Source organism: Variovorax sp. GW821-FHT09A10 (genome assembly GCF_059418385.1).
Window position 1 is genome coordinate 447,640 of the sequence record NZ_JBWKPT010000001.1, and the last position, 13,455, is coordinate 461,094.

General features: G+C 67.6%; 15 protein-coding genes. 14 read left to right on the plus strand and 1 reads right to left on the minus strand.

What is annotated here, in order from left to right; all coding sequences use genetic code 11:
- The first annotated feature begins 10 nt into the window (after nucleotides 1-10).
- From AC07Q9_RS02140 to mnhG, 13 genes are all read left to right on the plus strand, one after another.
- Nucleotides 11-346: a LapA family protein gene (locus AC07Q9_RS02140; RefSeq protein ID WP_495307084.1), complete on the plus strand. Its 336-nt coding sequence runs from the start codon at nucleotides 11-13 to the stop codon at nucleotides 344-346.
- Entirely contained in the window at nucleotides 336-1,514 is a 1,179-nt protein-coding gene (gene lapB, locus AC07Q9_RS02145; RefSeq protein WP_495307085.1) for a lipopolysaccharide assembly protein LapB, read from the plus strand. Before AC07Q9_RS02140 ends, lapB begins: the two co-directional genes overlap by 11 nt.
- A gap of 137 nt (nucleotides 1,515-1,651) precedes the next feature.
- Nucleotides 1,652-1,984 carry a ComEA family DNA-binding protein gene (locus AC07Q9_RS02150; protein WP_492681434.1) on the plus strand — a complete coding sequence of 111 codons (333 nt, stop codon included), beginning with the start codon at nucleotides 1,652-1,654 and terminating at the stop codon, nucleotides 1,982-1,984.
- A gap of 162 nt (nucleotides 1,985-2,146) precedes the next feature.
- On the plus strand, nucleotides 2,147-3,115 hold the full coding sequence (locus AC07Q9_RS02155; protein WP_495299143.1) for a TRAP transporter substrate-binding protein: 969 nt from the start codon (nucleotides 2,147-2,149) through the stop codon (nucleotides 3,113-3,115).
- A gap of 3 nt (nucleotides 3,116-3,118) precedes the next feature.
- Nucleotides 3,119-3,652: a TRAP transporter small permease gene (locus tag AC07Q9_RS02160; protein ID WP_492729291.1), complete on the plus strand. Its 534-nt coding sequence runs from the start codon at nucleotides 3,119-3,121 to the stop codon at nucleotides 3,650-3,652.
- 28 nt (nucleotides 3,653-3,680) lie between these two features.
- Nucleotides 3,681-4,994: a TRAP transporter large permease gene (locus tag AC07Q9_RS02165; protein ID WP_495307086.1), complete on the plus strand. Its 1,314-nt coding sequence runs from the start codon at nucleotides 3,681-3,683 to the stop codon at nucleotides 4,992-4,994.
- Between the two features lie 25 nt (nucleotides 4,995-5,019).
- Nucleotides 5,020-5,406 (plus strand): fluoride efflux transporter CrcB, encoded by a 387-nt coding sequence (gene crcB / locus AC07Q9_RS02170; RefSeq protein ID WP_062468679.1) that lies wholly within the window; start codon nucleotides 5,020-5,022, stop codon nucleotides 5,404-5,406.
- A gap of 76 nt (nucleotides 5,407-5,482) precedes the next feature.
- Nucleotides 5,483-8,449, plus strand: coding sequence for a monovalent cation/H+ antiporter subunit A (locus AC07Q9_RS02175; protein ID WP_495307089.1), 2,967 nt, complete (start codon nucleotides 5,483-5,485; stop codon nucleotides 8,447-8,449).
- Entirely contained in the window at nucleotides 8,449-8,799 is a 351-nt protein-coding gene (locus AC07Q9_RS02180; RefSeq protein ID WP_139701839.1) for a Na+/H+ antiporter subunit C, read from the plus strand. The genes AC07Q9_RS02175 and AC07Q9_RS02180 overlap by 1 nt, the downstream gene beginning before the upstream one ends.
- Nucleotides 8,796-10,502 carry a monovalent cation/H+ antiporter subunit D gene (locus AC07Q9_RS02185; RefSeq protein ID WP_495301408.1) on the plus strand — a complete coding sequence of 569 codons (1,707 nt, stop codon included), beginning with the start codon at nucleotides 8,796-8,798 and terminating at the stop codon, nucleotides 10,500-10,502. Before AC07Q9_RS02180 ends, AC07Q9_RS02185 begins: the two co-directional genes overlap by 4 nt.
- Nucleotides 10,499-10,990, plus strand: coding sequence for a Na+/H+ antiporter subunit E (locus AC07Q9_RS02190; RefSeq protein WP_489062474.1), 492 nt, complete (start codon nucleotides 10,499-10,501; stop codon nucleotides 10,988-10,990). Before AC07Q9_RS02185 ends, AC07Q9_RS02190 begins: the two co-directional genes overlap by 4 nt.
- Nucleotides 10,987-11,265 (plus strand): K+/H+ antiporter subunit F, encoded by a 279-nt coding sequence (locus AC07Q9_RS02195; protein ID WP_062468691.1) that lies wholly within the window; start codon nucleotides 10,987-10,989, stop codon nucleotides 11,263-11,265. Before AC07Q9_RS02190 ends, AC07Q9_RS02195 begins: the two co-directional genes overlap by 4 nt.
- Nucleotides 11,262-11,612: a monovalent cation/H(+) antiporter subunit G gene (mnhG, locus tag AC07Q9_RS02200; protein WP_492677908.1), complete on the plus strand. Its 351-nt coding sequence runs from the start codon at nucleotides 11,262-11,264 to the stop codon at nucleotides 11,610-11,612. The genes AC07Q9_RS02195 and mnhG overlap by 4 nt, the downstream gene beginning before the upstream one ends.
- Before the next feature lie 15 nt (nucleotides 11,613-11,627).
- On the opposite strand, the gene AC07Q9_RS02205 is transcribed toward mnhG, so the two are convergent.
- Nucleotides 11,628-12,623 (minus strand): ABC transporter substrate-binding protein, encoded by a 996-nt coding sequence (locus tag AC07Q9_RS02205; protein WP_167394993.1) that lies wholly within the window; start codon nucleotides 12,621-12,623, stop codon nucleotides 11,628-11,630.
- A 120-nt stretch (nucleotides 12,624-12,743) separates the two neighbouring features.
- Here AC07Q9_RS02205 and AC07Q9_RS02210 point away from each other — a divergent pair, with 120 nt between their 5' ends.
- Nucleotides 12,744-13,433 carry a TetR family transcriptional regulator gene (locus tag AC07Q9_RS02210; protein WP_495307091.1) on the plus strand — a complete coding sequence of 230 codons (690 nt, stop codon included), beginning with the start codon at nucleotides 12,744-12,746 and terminating at the stop codon, nucleotides 13,431-13,433.
- Nucleotides 13,434-13,455: the final 22 nt, after the last annotated feature.

The following is a 13,455-nucleotide window of genomic DNA, read 5'->3' on the forward strand; positions in this document are numbered from 1 at the left end:
GGGAACAGCTATGAAGTACCTCCTGTGGCTGCTCAAGGCAGCCATTTTTTTTACGCTCTTCGCCTTCGCGCTGAACAACCAGCACGACGCGACCGTCTACTTCTTCTTCGGAACCCACTGGCGCGCGCCGCTGGTGCTCGTCGTGCTCGCGGCCTTTGCCGGCGGGCTCGTGGTCGGTGCGCTGGGCATGCTGCCCGGCTGGTGGAAACACCGTGCCGCCGCGGCGCAAATGCCCGCGACCACCGAAGCCCCCTCCCCCGCACCGCTGGCCACTGCGACCGCCTCCGCGGCAACGCCGTCCATCTCCGCCACCGACCTTCCCGCCGTACGTCAACATGGACTTTGATCCCAGCTGGCTGCTGATCGGCCTGCCCGTCGCCTTCGTGCTGGGCTGGCTCGCATCGCGCTTCGACATCCGCCAGCTCAAGCTCGAGAACCGGCAGGCGCCCAAGGCCTACTTTCGCGGCCTGAACTTCCTGCTCAACGAGCAGCAGGACCAGGCCATCGACGCCTTCATCGAGGCCGTGCAGAACGACCCCGACACACAGGAGCTGCACTTCGCGCTCGGCAACCTGTTCCGCCGCCGCGGCGAGTACCAGCGCGCCGTGCGCGTGCACGAGCACCTGCTGGGCCGTGGCGACCTGAGCCGTGCCGACCGCGAGCGCGCACAGCACGCGCTGGCGCAAGACTTCCTGCGCGCCGGCCTGCTCGACCGCGCCGAAGCGGCGCTGCAGAAGCTCGAAGGCACGCGCTACGAGAACGAGGCCCGGCTCGCGCTGCTGGCCATCTACGAACGCTCGCGCGAATGGGCGCAGGCCGCCGACGTGGCGCAGAAGCTCGACGAGTCCGACCAGGCCAGCTACAGCACGCGCCGCGCCCACCACCTGTGCGAGCAGGCCAACGAACGCGTCGCGACCGGCGACCTGCAGGGCGCCGCCGACCTGCTCACGCAGGCCCGCGCGCTGGCGCCGCAGGCACCGCGCCCGGCCATCGACACCGCCACCTTGCAGCTGCGCAACGGCGAAGCCGCCGCGGCCTTCGACACGCTTGAAGGCCTCAGCGACACGGCGCCGCTGGCGCTGCCGTTGTACGCCGCGTCGCTGCAGAAGGCCGCCGTGGCCGCGCAGCGCGAAGGCGAGGCGCTGGCATTGCTGCAACGACGCTATGCCGAGTCGCCGTCGATCGACGTGCTCGAAGCGATGATCGCGCTCGGCGGCACACCCGACGCCACGCCCTCGGACACGCCCACCGAAGCCCCCACGCCGCGCGACAGCTACATCGCCCACCTCGCGCACCAGCCTTCGCTCGTGGCGGCGTCGCGCTGGCTCGCCGGCGAGCGCTTCGAGCACGAGCAGTTCCATCCGCAGGTGCAACGCGCGCTCGACCAGGCCACCCGCCCGCTCATGCGCTACCGCTGCGCGGCCTGCGGCTTCGAGGCGCACCAGTACTTCTGGCACTGCCCTGGCTGCCAGGCTTGGGACAGCTACCCTCCGCGGCGCGTGGAAGAACTCTGACCACGGTTCGGAACAATCGTCACACGGGGCCCAGGGCCCCGTCTTCACGTCAACTGCCGCGCGCGCCCTCTCGTTGAGCCGAAGCCAATATTCCTGTCGGCTTAGCCATACCAACAATTGAAGAGGGAGTTTTCACCATGTTCAAGAAAATCATCGCCACGCTCGCCATGTGCTTCGCGGCTGTCTCGTTCGCTGCCGTCGACGCCAACAAGGGCAGCGCGGCCGACCTCGACGGCCTCAAGGGCGTCGGCCCCTCGCTGTCCAAGCGCATCCTCGACGCCCGCAAGGAAGGCGAGTTCAAGGACTGGCCCGACCTCATGCAGCGCGTGAAGGGCGTGAAGGAAAAGAGCGCGGCCAAGCTGTCGGCCGAAGGCCTGACGGTCAACGGCCAGAGCTTCAACGGCGCGGCGGCACCGGCCAAGGCAGGCAAGGCCGCCAAGGTGGCTGAGGCGAAACCCGCCAAGCAGTGACCTCGCCCTGAACCAAAGAAACCGCCCTCGAGGCGGTTTTTTCATGCCCGCAGCTGGTGCCGCATCGACACCACATGGCAGGGAAATGCCTCAGCGAATGGCCCGGAATTTGCACGTATGCTTTTCTTTCATTCAGCTTTGACTACATTCCGGAGCGCGTCCATGAATCACAAGTTCGGCATTGCCCTGGCGGGCCTCACCCTTGGCGCCGCCGCCTTTGCGCAAGCCAAGTGGGACCTGCCCACCGCCTACCCCGCGACCAACTACCACACCGAGAACATCACGCAGTTCGCCAAAGACGTGGACGCGGCCACCGGCGGCAAGCTGAAGATCACGGTGCACGCCAACGCGTCGCTGTTCAAGGCGCCCGAGATCAAGCGCGCCGTGCAAAGCGGCCAGGCCCAGGCCGGCGAGATCCTGCTGGCCAACTACGCCAACGAAAACCCGATCTACGCACTGGACGGCGTGCCCTTCCTGGCCACCACGTACCCCGAGGCCCGCAAGCTCTACGACGCCTCCAAGCCCGCGATGGACAAGCTGCTGGCCGCGCAAGGCATCAAGGTGCTGTTCGTGGTGCCCTGGGCGCCGCAGGGCATCTACACCAAGAAGGAGATCGGCTCGGTGGCCGACCTGCGCGGCATCAAGTGGCGCGCCTACAGCCCGGCCACGGCCAAGATCGCCGAACTCATCGGCGCGCAGCCGGTGCAGATCCAGCAGGCCGAGCTGAGTGCGGCGATGGCCACCGGCGTGATCGAGAGCTACATGAGCTCGGGCTCCACCGGCTACGACACCAAGACCTTCGAACACATCAAGAACTTCTACGACACGCAGGCCTGGATTCCGAAGAACGCGATCCTCGTGAACGCCAAGGCTTTCGATGCACTCGACGCCGCCGGCAAGGCCGCCGTGACCAAGGCTGCGGCCGACGCCGAGGCACGTGGCTGGAAAGTGGCGCAGGAGAAGAACGACGAGTACAAGCGCCTGCTGGCTGAGCGCGGCATGAAGATCCACAAGCCCTCGCCCAAGTTGGACACCGACATGCGCCAGGTCGGCGGCATCATGCAGGCCGACTGGCTCAAGGCCGCTGGTGCAGACGGTGCTTCCATCGTCGACACCTACAAGAAGAAGTAAGCCGTGCGCCGCTTCCTCGACCGCCTGTATGACGGTGCAGGCGCGCTGGGCGCTTTCTGCGTGTTCCTGATCTTCGTGCTGATGATCGTGGCGGGCGTGGGCCGGCAGATGAACTGGCACGTGAGCGGGCTCAACGACGCGGTGGCCTGGCTGTGCGCGGCCGCGGCCTTCTTTGCGATGGCGCACGCCTTCCGCCACGGCGACTTCGTGCGCGTGACGCTGCTGCTCGATGCCGTGCCGCCCAAGGTGCGGCGCGTGCTCGACGTGGCCTGCCTGCTGGTCGCCGCCGTGTCGGTGGCCTACCTGACCTACTGGGCCACCAGCTTCACCTACGAGAGCTACGAGTTCAAGGAGATGGCCACGGGCCTGCTCGTGATCCCGATCTGGATTCCACAGTCGAGCTTCGTGATCGGCTGCTGGCTGCTGCTGATCGCCATGGTCGACGAGCTCGTCGGCGTGGTGCGCGGCGAAAAACCCAGCTACCAGCGCGCCGTCGAGGAGCGCCACGCAGCGGGCGACTTCTCCTCCGACGTCTGAACGACAACGACAACAACCAAGACACCCGATGCTCGAAACCCTTTTGATGGGCGCGCTGCTGCTCGGCATCATGCTGTTGCTGCTCGCCGGTGGCGTCTGGATCGCCATGACCCTGGCCATCGTCGGCTGGGTCGGCCAGGCCTTCTTCACCAACACCCTGCCCGGCAAGAACCTGTTCTCGGCCTTCTGGGAAAGCAATGCCAGCTGGGAGCTGGCGGCGCTGCCGCTGTTCATCTGGATGGGCGAGATCCTCTTCAGAACCAAGCTCAGCGAGGAGATGTTCGAAGGCTTGAGGCCGTGGCTGAACCGCGTGCCCGGCCGGCTCATGCACACCACCATCCTCGGCTGCGGCGTGTTCGGCTCGGTCTCGGGCTCGTCGGCCGCCACCTGCGCGACCATCGCCAAGGTGGCGCTGCCCGAACTCAAGCGCCGCGGCTACGACGAGAAGCTGGCCATCGGCTCGCTGGCCACGGCCGGCACACTGGGCATCCTGATCCCGCCGTCGATCACGATGGTGGTGTATGCCGTGGCGGCCGACGCCTCGATCATCCGCATCTTCCTGGCCGGCTTCCTGCCGGGCTTCTTGTTGATGCTGCTGTTCTCGGGCTACATCGCATGGTGGAGCCTGCGCCATCCGGACAAGGTGCCGCCGGCCGACCCGCCCACCACCTTCATGCAGAAGATCCGGCTCTCGGGCAACCTCATTCCCTGCGCGCTGCTGATTGTGTTCATCGTCTGGGTGCTGGTGGCCGGCTGGGCCACGGCCACCGAGTGCGCGGCCTTCGGGGTGCTCGGCTCACTGGCCATCGCGGCCTACGGCAAGAGCCTGACCTGGAAGAACTTCAAGGACGGGATCATGGGCGCCACGCGCACCAGCTGCATGATCATGTTCATCCTGGCCGGCGCCGCCTTCCTCACCAAGACCATGGCCTTCACCGGCATCCCGCGCGAGCTGGCCGAGTGGGTCGACAGCATGCAGCTGTCGCCCTATGCGCTGATCGGTGCGCTGGTGGTGGTGTACCTGGTGCTGGGCACGGCCCTGGACGGCATCTCGATGATCGTGCTGACCAGCGCGGTGGTGCTGCCGATGATCCAGAAGGCGGGCTTCGACCTGGTCTGGTTCGGCATCTTCATCGTGCTGCTGGTCGAGATCGCCGAGGTCACGCCGCCCGTGGGCTTCAACCTGTTCGTGCTGCAGAACATGACCGGCAAGGACAGCAACGTGATCGCCAAGGCGGCCATTCCGTTCTTCTTCTGCCTCGTGCTGTGCATCGCGCTGATCACGCTGTTCCCGAGTATCGTCACGATCCTGCCCGATCTGGTGATGGGCAAGGAGAAATGACAGTGCGACGACGACAAGGGAACGGATGCCTCCTCTGCTGCCGGTACTAGCGATCTGCGTGGGCGCCTCGTGCGGCGCCCTCGCCCGCTGGGGCCTGGGCCTGTGGCTCAACACCGGCGGCCCCGTGCCCTACGGCACGCTGGCCGCCAACCTCGTGGGCGGCTACCTCGTGGGCGTGGCCGTGGCCGTCTTCCAGGCGCTGCCGCAGCTCGACCCGGTGTGGCGGCTGCTGCTCATCACCGGCTTCCTCGGCGGCCTGACGACCTTCTCGAGCTTCTCGGCCGAAGTGGTCGCGCTGCTGCTCGGCGGACGCCCCTTGCTGGCGCTGGGCACCGGCCTGCTGCACCTGTGCGGCTCGCTGGTGCTGACCTGGCTGGGCATTCGCAGCGTGCAGCTCGTGCTGGCTTCGTGACAGCGAAAAAACTGCTCGACCTCCTGCGGTTATAGACAGGGGTTCTCCAGAGGGTCGGTCGATAGAATCGACCCCAATGCCCCTCGCCCTTCTCGTCGCACTCCCCTTTCTTGCCAGCGTGCTGGCCGCGTTGATGCCGTCCAACGCGCGCAACCGGGAGTCGACCCTTGCAGGGCTCGTCGCATTGGGCTGTGCCATCCAGGTCGCCTGGCTCTTTCCGCAGATCGCACACGGCAACGTGCTGCGCCAGGAGATCGAGTGGCTGCCCGCCCTCGGCCTGAACCTCGTGTTCCGCCTCGACGGCTTCGCGTGGCTGTTCTGCATGCTGGTGCTGGGCATCGGCGCGCTGGTGGTGCTCTATGCGCGCTACTACATGTCGGCCTCCGACCCGGTGCCGCGCTTCTTCTCGTTCTTCCTCGCGTTCATGGGCGCGATGATGGGCGTGGTGCTCTCGGGCAACCTCATCCAGATGGTGCTGTTCTGGGAGCTCACCAGCCTCTTCTCCTTCCTGCTCATCGGCTACTGGCACCACCGGCGCGACGCGCGGCGCGGGGCGCGCATGGCGCTCACCGTCACCGGTGCCGGCGGGCTGTGCCTCTTGGCCGGCGTGCTGGTGCTGGGCCGCATCGTCGGCAGCTACGAGCTCGACATCGTGCTGGCCTCGGGCGACATCATCCGCGCGCACGCGCTGTACCCGGTGGCGCTGGTGCTGATCCTGCTCGGCGCGTTCACCAAGAGCGCGCAGTTCCCGTTCCACTTCTGGCTGCCGCGCGCCATGGCCGCGCCCACGCCGGTGTCGGCCTACCTGCACTCGGCCACCATGGTGAAGCTGGGCGTGTTCCTGATGGCGCGGCTGTGGCCCGTGCTCTCGGGCACCGAGCAGTGGTTCTGGATGGTCGGCGGCGCAGGCGCGATCACGCTGCTGCTGGGTGGCTTCGCGGCCATGTTCCAGCGCGACCTGAAGGCGCTGCTGGCCTACTCGACCATCTCGCACCTGGGCCTCATCACGCTGCTGCTGGGCCTGAACAGCCCGCTGGCGGCGGTGGCGGCAGTCTTCCATGTGATGAACCACGCGACCTTCAAGGCCTCGCTGTTCATGGCGGCCGGCATCATCGACCACGAGACCGGCACGCGCGACATCCGCAAGCTCAGCGGCCTGATGCGGCTCATGCCCATCACCGGCACGCTGGCCATCATCGCCAGCGCCTCGATGGCCGGCGTGCCGCTGCTCAACGGCTTTCTCTCGAAGGAAATGTTCTTCGCCGAGACCGTCTTCATCCAGGCCACGCCCTGGATCGACTTCAGCCTGCCGGTCATCGCCACCCTCGCGGGCATCTTCAGCGTGGCGTACTCGGCGCGCTTCGTGTTCGACGTGTTCTTCGGCCCGCCCTGCGGCCCCGACGTGCCCAAGCCCCCGCACGAGCCGCCGCACTGGATGCGCGTGCCGGTCGAGCTGCTGGTGCTGGTGTGCCTGGTGGTGGGCGTGGCGCCGGCCTGGTCGGTCGGCCCGATGCTCGCGGCGGCGGCCACGCCGGTGGTCGGCGGCACGCTGCCCGCCTACAGCCTGGCCGTGTGGCACGGTTTCAACCTGCCGCTGATGATGAGCTTCGTCGCACTGGCAGGCGGCGCCGTGCTCTACCTGCTGCTGCGCCGCCCGCTGGGCAGCGGGCGCCTGGAGCACACGCCGCTGCTGCACCGCTTCGACGGGCAGGTCATCTTCGAACACCTGATCGCACTGCTGAGCGAAACCGGCCGGCGCAGCCGTCGCCTGTTCGGCACACGGCGCCTGCAGTGGCAGCTGTTGTGGCTGGTGGTGGTGGCCGTGGCGGGCGCCGCGGCGTCGCTGTGGGCCACGCCGGCCGACCGCGGCACGCGCGAGCTGCTGCCCTTCTCGCCGATGTTCGCGATGACCTGGCTCATCGGCTGCACCTGCGCCGTGGCCGCCGCGTGGCAGGCCAAGTTCCACCGGCTCGCGGCGCTGATGCTGGCGTCGGGCGCCGGGCTGGTCTCGTGCGTCACGTACATCTGGTTCTCGGCACCCGACCTTGCGCTCACGCAGCTGGTGGTCGAGGCCGTGACCACCGTGCTCATCCTGCTGGGCCTGCGCTGGCTGCCGATGCGCAGCAAGGACGTGGTGCAGCCCGCGCGCATGCGGCTGCGGCCCTGGGGCCGGCGCGGGCGCGACCTGCTGGTGGCCACCGTCGCCGGCTGCGGCATGGCGGCGCTGGCCTGGGCCCTGATGACGCGCACCTTCCCGCAGAGCATCTCGCCCTTCTTCCTCGAACGCGCGCTCACCGAAGGCGGCGGCACCAACGTGGTCAACGTGATGCTGGTCGACTTCCGCGGCTTCGACACCTTCGGCGAGATCACCGTGCTGGGCATCGTGGCGCTCACCGTGTATGCGCTGCTGCGGCGCTTCCGCCCGGCCATCGAATCGATGGCGCTGCCCATCCAGCAGCGCCTGCAAGTCGACGACGGCAGCAGCGACCTGCTGAACCCGCGCCGCGCCACCGACTCCGCCATCGGCTACCTGATGGTGCCGGCCGTGCTGGTGCGCCTGGTGCTGCCGGTGGCTGCGCTGGTCTCGGTGTATTTCTTCATGCGCGGCCACAACGCGCCCGGCGGCGGTTTTGTCGCAGGGCTGGTGATGTCGGTCGCGCTGGTGCTGCAGTTCATCGTCTCGGGCACCGAGTGGGTGGAAGAGCACCTGCGCATCTACCCGCGCCGCTGGATCGCCATCGGCCTGCTGTTCGCGCTCGCCACCGGCGGCGGCGCGATCGTGTTCGGCTACCCGTTCCTGACCACGCACACCGCGCACGTGCACGTGCCGCTGCTGGGCGACATGCACGTGCCCAGCGCCCTCTTCTTCGACATCGGCGTGTTCGCGCTGGTGCTCGGCGCCACCATGCTGATCCTGACCGCGCTGGCCCACCAGTCCATCCGAAGCCATCGCTGGGCCGACGAACAAGAAGAGAAAGAAGCGCAGGCGCGCGCCGCCGCCGAAGCCGAAGAAGCGGCTGCCACCACCGGGGGGGCCCGCTGATGGAAATCGTGCTGGCCATCGCCATCGGCGTGCTCACCGGCTCGGGCGTGTACCTGCTGCTGCGCCCGCGGACCTTCCAGGTCATCATGGGCCTGACGCTCATCTCGTACGCGGTCAACCTGTTCATCTTCAGCATGGGCCGGCTCAAGGTCGACAGCGAGCCGGTGCTGCTCGAAGGCTTCAAGGCCACGCTGGCCAACACGGCCGATCCGATGCCGCAGGCGCTGGTGCTCACGGCCATCGTGATCGGCTTTGCGATGACCGCCCTGTTCCTGGTCGTGATGCTCGCCTCGCGCGGCCTGTCGGGCACCGACCACGTGGACGGTGAAGAGCGGGAGGCCGTGGAATGAACGACCTCTTGCACCTGCTCGACCGCTTCCTCGAGTTCAGCATGCCGCACCTGGTGGCGGTGCCGATCCTCGTGCCCATGCTCACGGCGGCGCTGATGCTGCTGATGAACGAGAACCACCGGCGCACCAAGTCCTTCCTCAGCGTGGTCTCGGGCCTGGTGGGCCTGCTGGCCGCGCTCGCGCTGCTGCGCTGGGTGAACGCGGCCGACACCGGCGGCGGCCCGGGCTCCATCGGCGTGTACCTGCCGGGCAACTGGCGCGCGCCCTTCGGCATCACGCTGGTGGCCGACCGGCTCTCGACCATGATGGTCGCGCTCACGGGCGTGGTGGCCTTCGCGGCCTCGATCTATTCGACCTCGCGCTGGGACCGCGCGGGCGTGCACTTTCATCCGCTGCTGCAGCTGCAGCTCATGGGCCTGAACGGCGCTTTCCTCACGGGCGACCTGTTCAACCTGTTCGTGTTCTTCGAGGTGATGCTGGCCGCCTCGTACGGCCTGCTGCTGCACGGCTCGGGCCGGCTGCGCGTGCGCGCCGGGCTGCACTACATCGCGATCAACCTCGCGGCCTCGTCGCTGTTCCTGATCGGCGCGGCCATCCTGTACGGCGTGACCGGCACGCTCAACATGGCCGACCTGGGCGCACGCATTGCCGAGCTGGCGCCGGGCGACCGCGGCCTCGTGCATGCGGCGGCGGCCATCCTGGCCACTGCGTTCTTCGCCAAGGCGGGCGCGTGGCCGCTCAACTTCTGGCTGGTGCCGGCCTACAGCGCGGCCGTGTCGCCGGTGGGCGCGGTGTTTGCGCTGCTCACCAAGCTCGGCGTGTACACCGTGCTGCGCCTGTGGACCGTGCTGTTCGCGCCCGACACCGGCGCCTCGGCCGCCTTCGGGCAGGCTGCGCTGGTGAGCGTCGGGCTGGCCACGCTGTTCGTCGGCGCCATCGGCATCGTCGGCACGCAACGGCTGTCGAACCTCGCGGGCTACAGCGTGCTGGTGTCGGCGGGCACGCTGCTGGCCGCCATCGGGCTGGGCGAGCCGGCCGTGTGGGCAGGCGCGCTCTACTACATGCTGAGTTCCACGCTCGCGGTGGCGGCCTTCTTCCTGCTGATCGACATGATCGAGCGCTGGCGCAACGCGGGCATGAGCGTCGCGCCGCACGAGGCGGCGGGCAACGCGCCCTTCCTGGCCGAAGACCTGCGCGCGCTCGACGACGTGAACCTCGACGACGATGCCCAGGCGCTCTACGGCCGTGCCATTCCCGCCGGCGTGGCCTTCCTGGGCCTGAGCTTCATGCTCTGCACGCTGCTGCTGGCGGGTCTGCCGCCGCTGTCGGGCTTTGTCGGCAAGTTCGCGATGCTCTCGGGCCTGCTCGACAGCAAGGTCGTCACCACGGTGGGCTGGACCTTCCTCGGGCTGCTGATCGTCTCGGGCTTTCTCTCGCTGATCGCACTGAGCCGCACCGGCATCCGCCATTTCTGGACGCAGCCCCACGCCACCATGCCCTCGCTGCCCGCGCTCGAGGTGCTGCCGGTGGCGGCCCTGCTCGCAGCCTGCGTCGCGCTCACCGTCTGGGCCGAGCCCGTGATGCAGCACGCCCAGGCCACCGCCGGAGGCCTGCGCACGCCCACCGCGTACCGCGAGGCCGTGCTCGGCGCCAAGCAGAAGCCTAACCCGGTGCCCGCGAAGAAAGAGGAGGCCAAGCCATGAAGCGCTTGATGCCTTCCCCACCGCTGTCGTTCGCGCTGTTCGTCATCTGGCTGCTGCTCAACCAGTCGCTCGAAGCGGCCACGCTGCTGTCGGCCGCGGTGCTCGCCATTGCCGTGCCGCTGATCACCAAGGGCCTGCGGCCCGCCAGGGTGCGCATGCGCCGGCCCGGCGTGGCGCTGCGGCTGTCGTTCCTCGTCACCTTCGACATGCTGAAGTCGGCGTACGACGTGGCGCGGCTGCTGCTCACGCACCGCACCGCCGACATCTCGTCGCACTTCGTGCAGATCCCGCTCGACATGCGCGACCCCAACGGCCTCGCCGTGCTCGCGATGATCATGTGCCTCACGCCCGGCACCGCCTGGGGCGAAGTCTCGTTCGATCGCACCACGCTGCTGATCCACGTGTTCGACCTCGAGGACGACGCGGCCTTCATCGCCCTGATCAAGACCCGCTACGAACGTCCGCTGATGGAGATTTTCGAATCATGACGCCTGTTCTCTTCTGGGCCCTGAAGGCCGCGCTCTTCCTGCTGGCCGTGGCGATGCTGTGCGCGCTCTTTCGCCTGCTGGCCGGCCCGTCCGCGCAGGACCGCGTGATGGCGCTGGACTGCCTCTACATCAACGGCATGCTGATGATGCTGGTGCTGGGCATCAACTACGCGAGCAGCGTGTACTTCGAGGCGGCGATGCTGGTGGCGCTGTTCGGCTTCGTGGGATCGACCTCGATCGCCAAGTTCCTGCTGCGCGGGGAGGTCATCGAATGAGCGGCACCGCACTTCCTCTTTGGGCCGAGATCATTACTGCCATATTCGCGGTGCTCGGCGCGGCCTTCGCGGCCATCGGCTCCTTCGGCCTGGTGCGCCTGCCCACCTTCTTCCGCCGCATCCATGCGCCCACGCTGGGCGCCACGGTGGGCGCGTGGTGCCTGACGGTGGCCACCATCGCCTACTTCTCGGTGCAGGGCTTCAGCCTGTTCCTGCACGCGATGCTGATCGTGCTGTTCATCGTGCTGACGGCGCCGATCACCACCATCTTCCTGATGCGTGCTGCCCTCTTCCGCGAACGGCAGAAGGGCAACACGAAAGTGCCGCCCTCCTCCGAGTCGCGCTGAAGCGGCTTCTTCCCATCAGTTGGGCGCCATGCGCACGCCCTTGTCGAGGAACTCGTTGGTAAAGAGCGTCGCGGGGTCGTAGGCCTTGTCGATTCCGATCAGCGAGGACACGAGCTCGTAGTCGGCCTTCACGCGCGCACCGTCGAAGGCGCCGAGTGCCACCTTCGTCGTGGTGTCGTCGCGCATCAACTGCTTGATGCGATTCCACTGGTCGCGCTGGTTGTCGGGCGTGAGGCCGCTCACGCTGGCCTGCAGCGCCTGCAGGCAGGGCTCGAAGCTCTTCACGCAGGCGTCGTAGGCACGCTGCGTCACGGCCACGAACTTCTTCACCTGGCCGGGGTTCTTCGCGAGGTACGGGCCGTTCACGATCAGCGAGTTGCCGTACACGTTCACGCCCGCGTCGCGCCACGGCTGAAAGCCCAGGTCGGCGCCGAACTCGCGCGCCTTCAGGTCGTGCTCGTTGTAGAAGTCGCTGATGATGTCGACCGACTTGCTCTTCAGCGCCGCCACCTTGGCCTGCGGGCTCACGTTGACGAAGGTCACGCTGGCCGGGTCGAGCCCCACCTTCTTGGCGAAGGCCGGCCACATGAGGCGCGCGGCGTCACCCGGTGGGTTGCCGATCTTGCGGCCCGCGAAGTCCTTGGGCCCGTTGATGCCCGAGGACTTGAGCCAGTAGAAGCCCTGCGGGCTGTTGGCGTAGATGACCATCACGGCCTTCACGTCGGCGCCCTTGCCCTTGGCCTGGATCGTGGTGGGCAGGTCGGAAATGCCCAGGTCGCTGCCGCCGGTGCCCACGCGCTGCGCCGAGACGGCCGAGCCCTTGCCGGCCTCGATGTTCAGGTCGATGCCCGCCTCGGTGTACCAGCCCTTGGCCTTCGCGAAATAGATCGGCGCATGATCGGCCGTGGGTGTCCAGTTGAGCATCAGGCTCATGGCATCGGCCGCGAACGCGGCGGGGGCCGAGGCCATGAGCAAGGCGGTGGCGCCGGCGGCCGACAACAGCTTTTTCATGCGGATCACTCCAAAAGAAGGTAAAAACAGGTCCTGAAATTTATATTACCAACTGTTTGGTTGACAAGCAATCCAGATCATCCAGACTGCGTTGCCCCTGCCGGGAGAATCAAGAACACCATGACCGCCACCAAGCCCGCGAGCCCCGCCACCCCCGCCCGCACCGCCGTCGCCACGAAACGCGAGCGCGACCCCGTCGCCGCCAAGCAGGCACTCATCTCTGCCGCGGTGGCCGAGTTCGCCACCAAGGGCTTCGCGGGCGCGCGCGTCGACGAGATCGCCGCCAACGCCGGGGTCAACAAGCAGCTCGTGTACCACTACTTCGACAGCAAGCAGGGGCTGTACCTGGTGGCGCTCGAATCGGTCTATGCCGAGATCCGCGAGAAGGAACAGAAGCTCACGCTCGACGAACTCGAGCCGCTGGAAGCCATGAAGCAGCTGGTGGCCTTCTCGTTCGACTACCTGGCCGAGCACCCCGAATTCATCGCGCTGCTGGCCGACGAGAACCGCAACCACGGCGCGCACCTGCGCGAGTCGGAGCGGCTGCAGAAGATGCACTCGCCCTTCATCGAGATGCTCGAAGCCACGCTCAAGCGCGGCGTGGCGGCGGGCGTGTTCCGGCCCGACTTCGACGCGATCAACCTCTACATCTCGATCGCCGGCATTTCGTATTTCTTCTTCTCCAACAACCACACGCTGTCGGCCATCTTCGGCAAGCCGCTGGACGCGCGCGGCGCGCTGCTGCAGCGCCGCCGGCACGTGATCGAGTTCGCGCTCAACGCGCTGCGGCCCGACCCGGACGCCACATAAAATTTATCAACTAGTTGGTTGA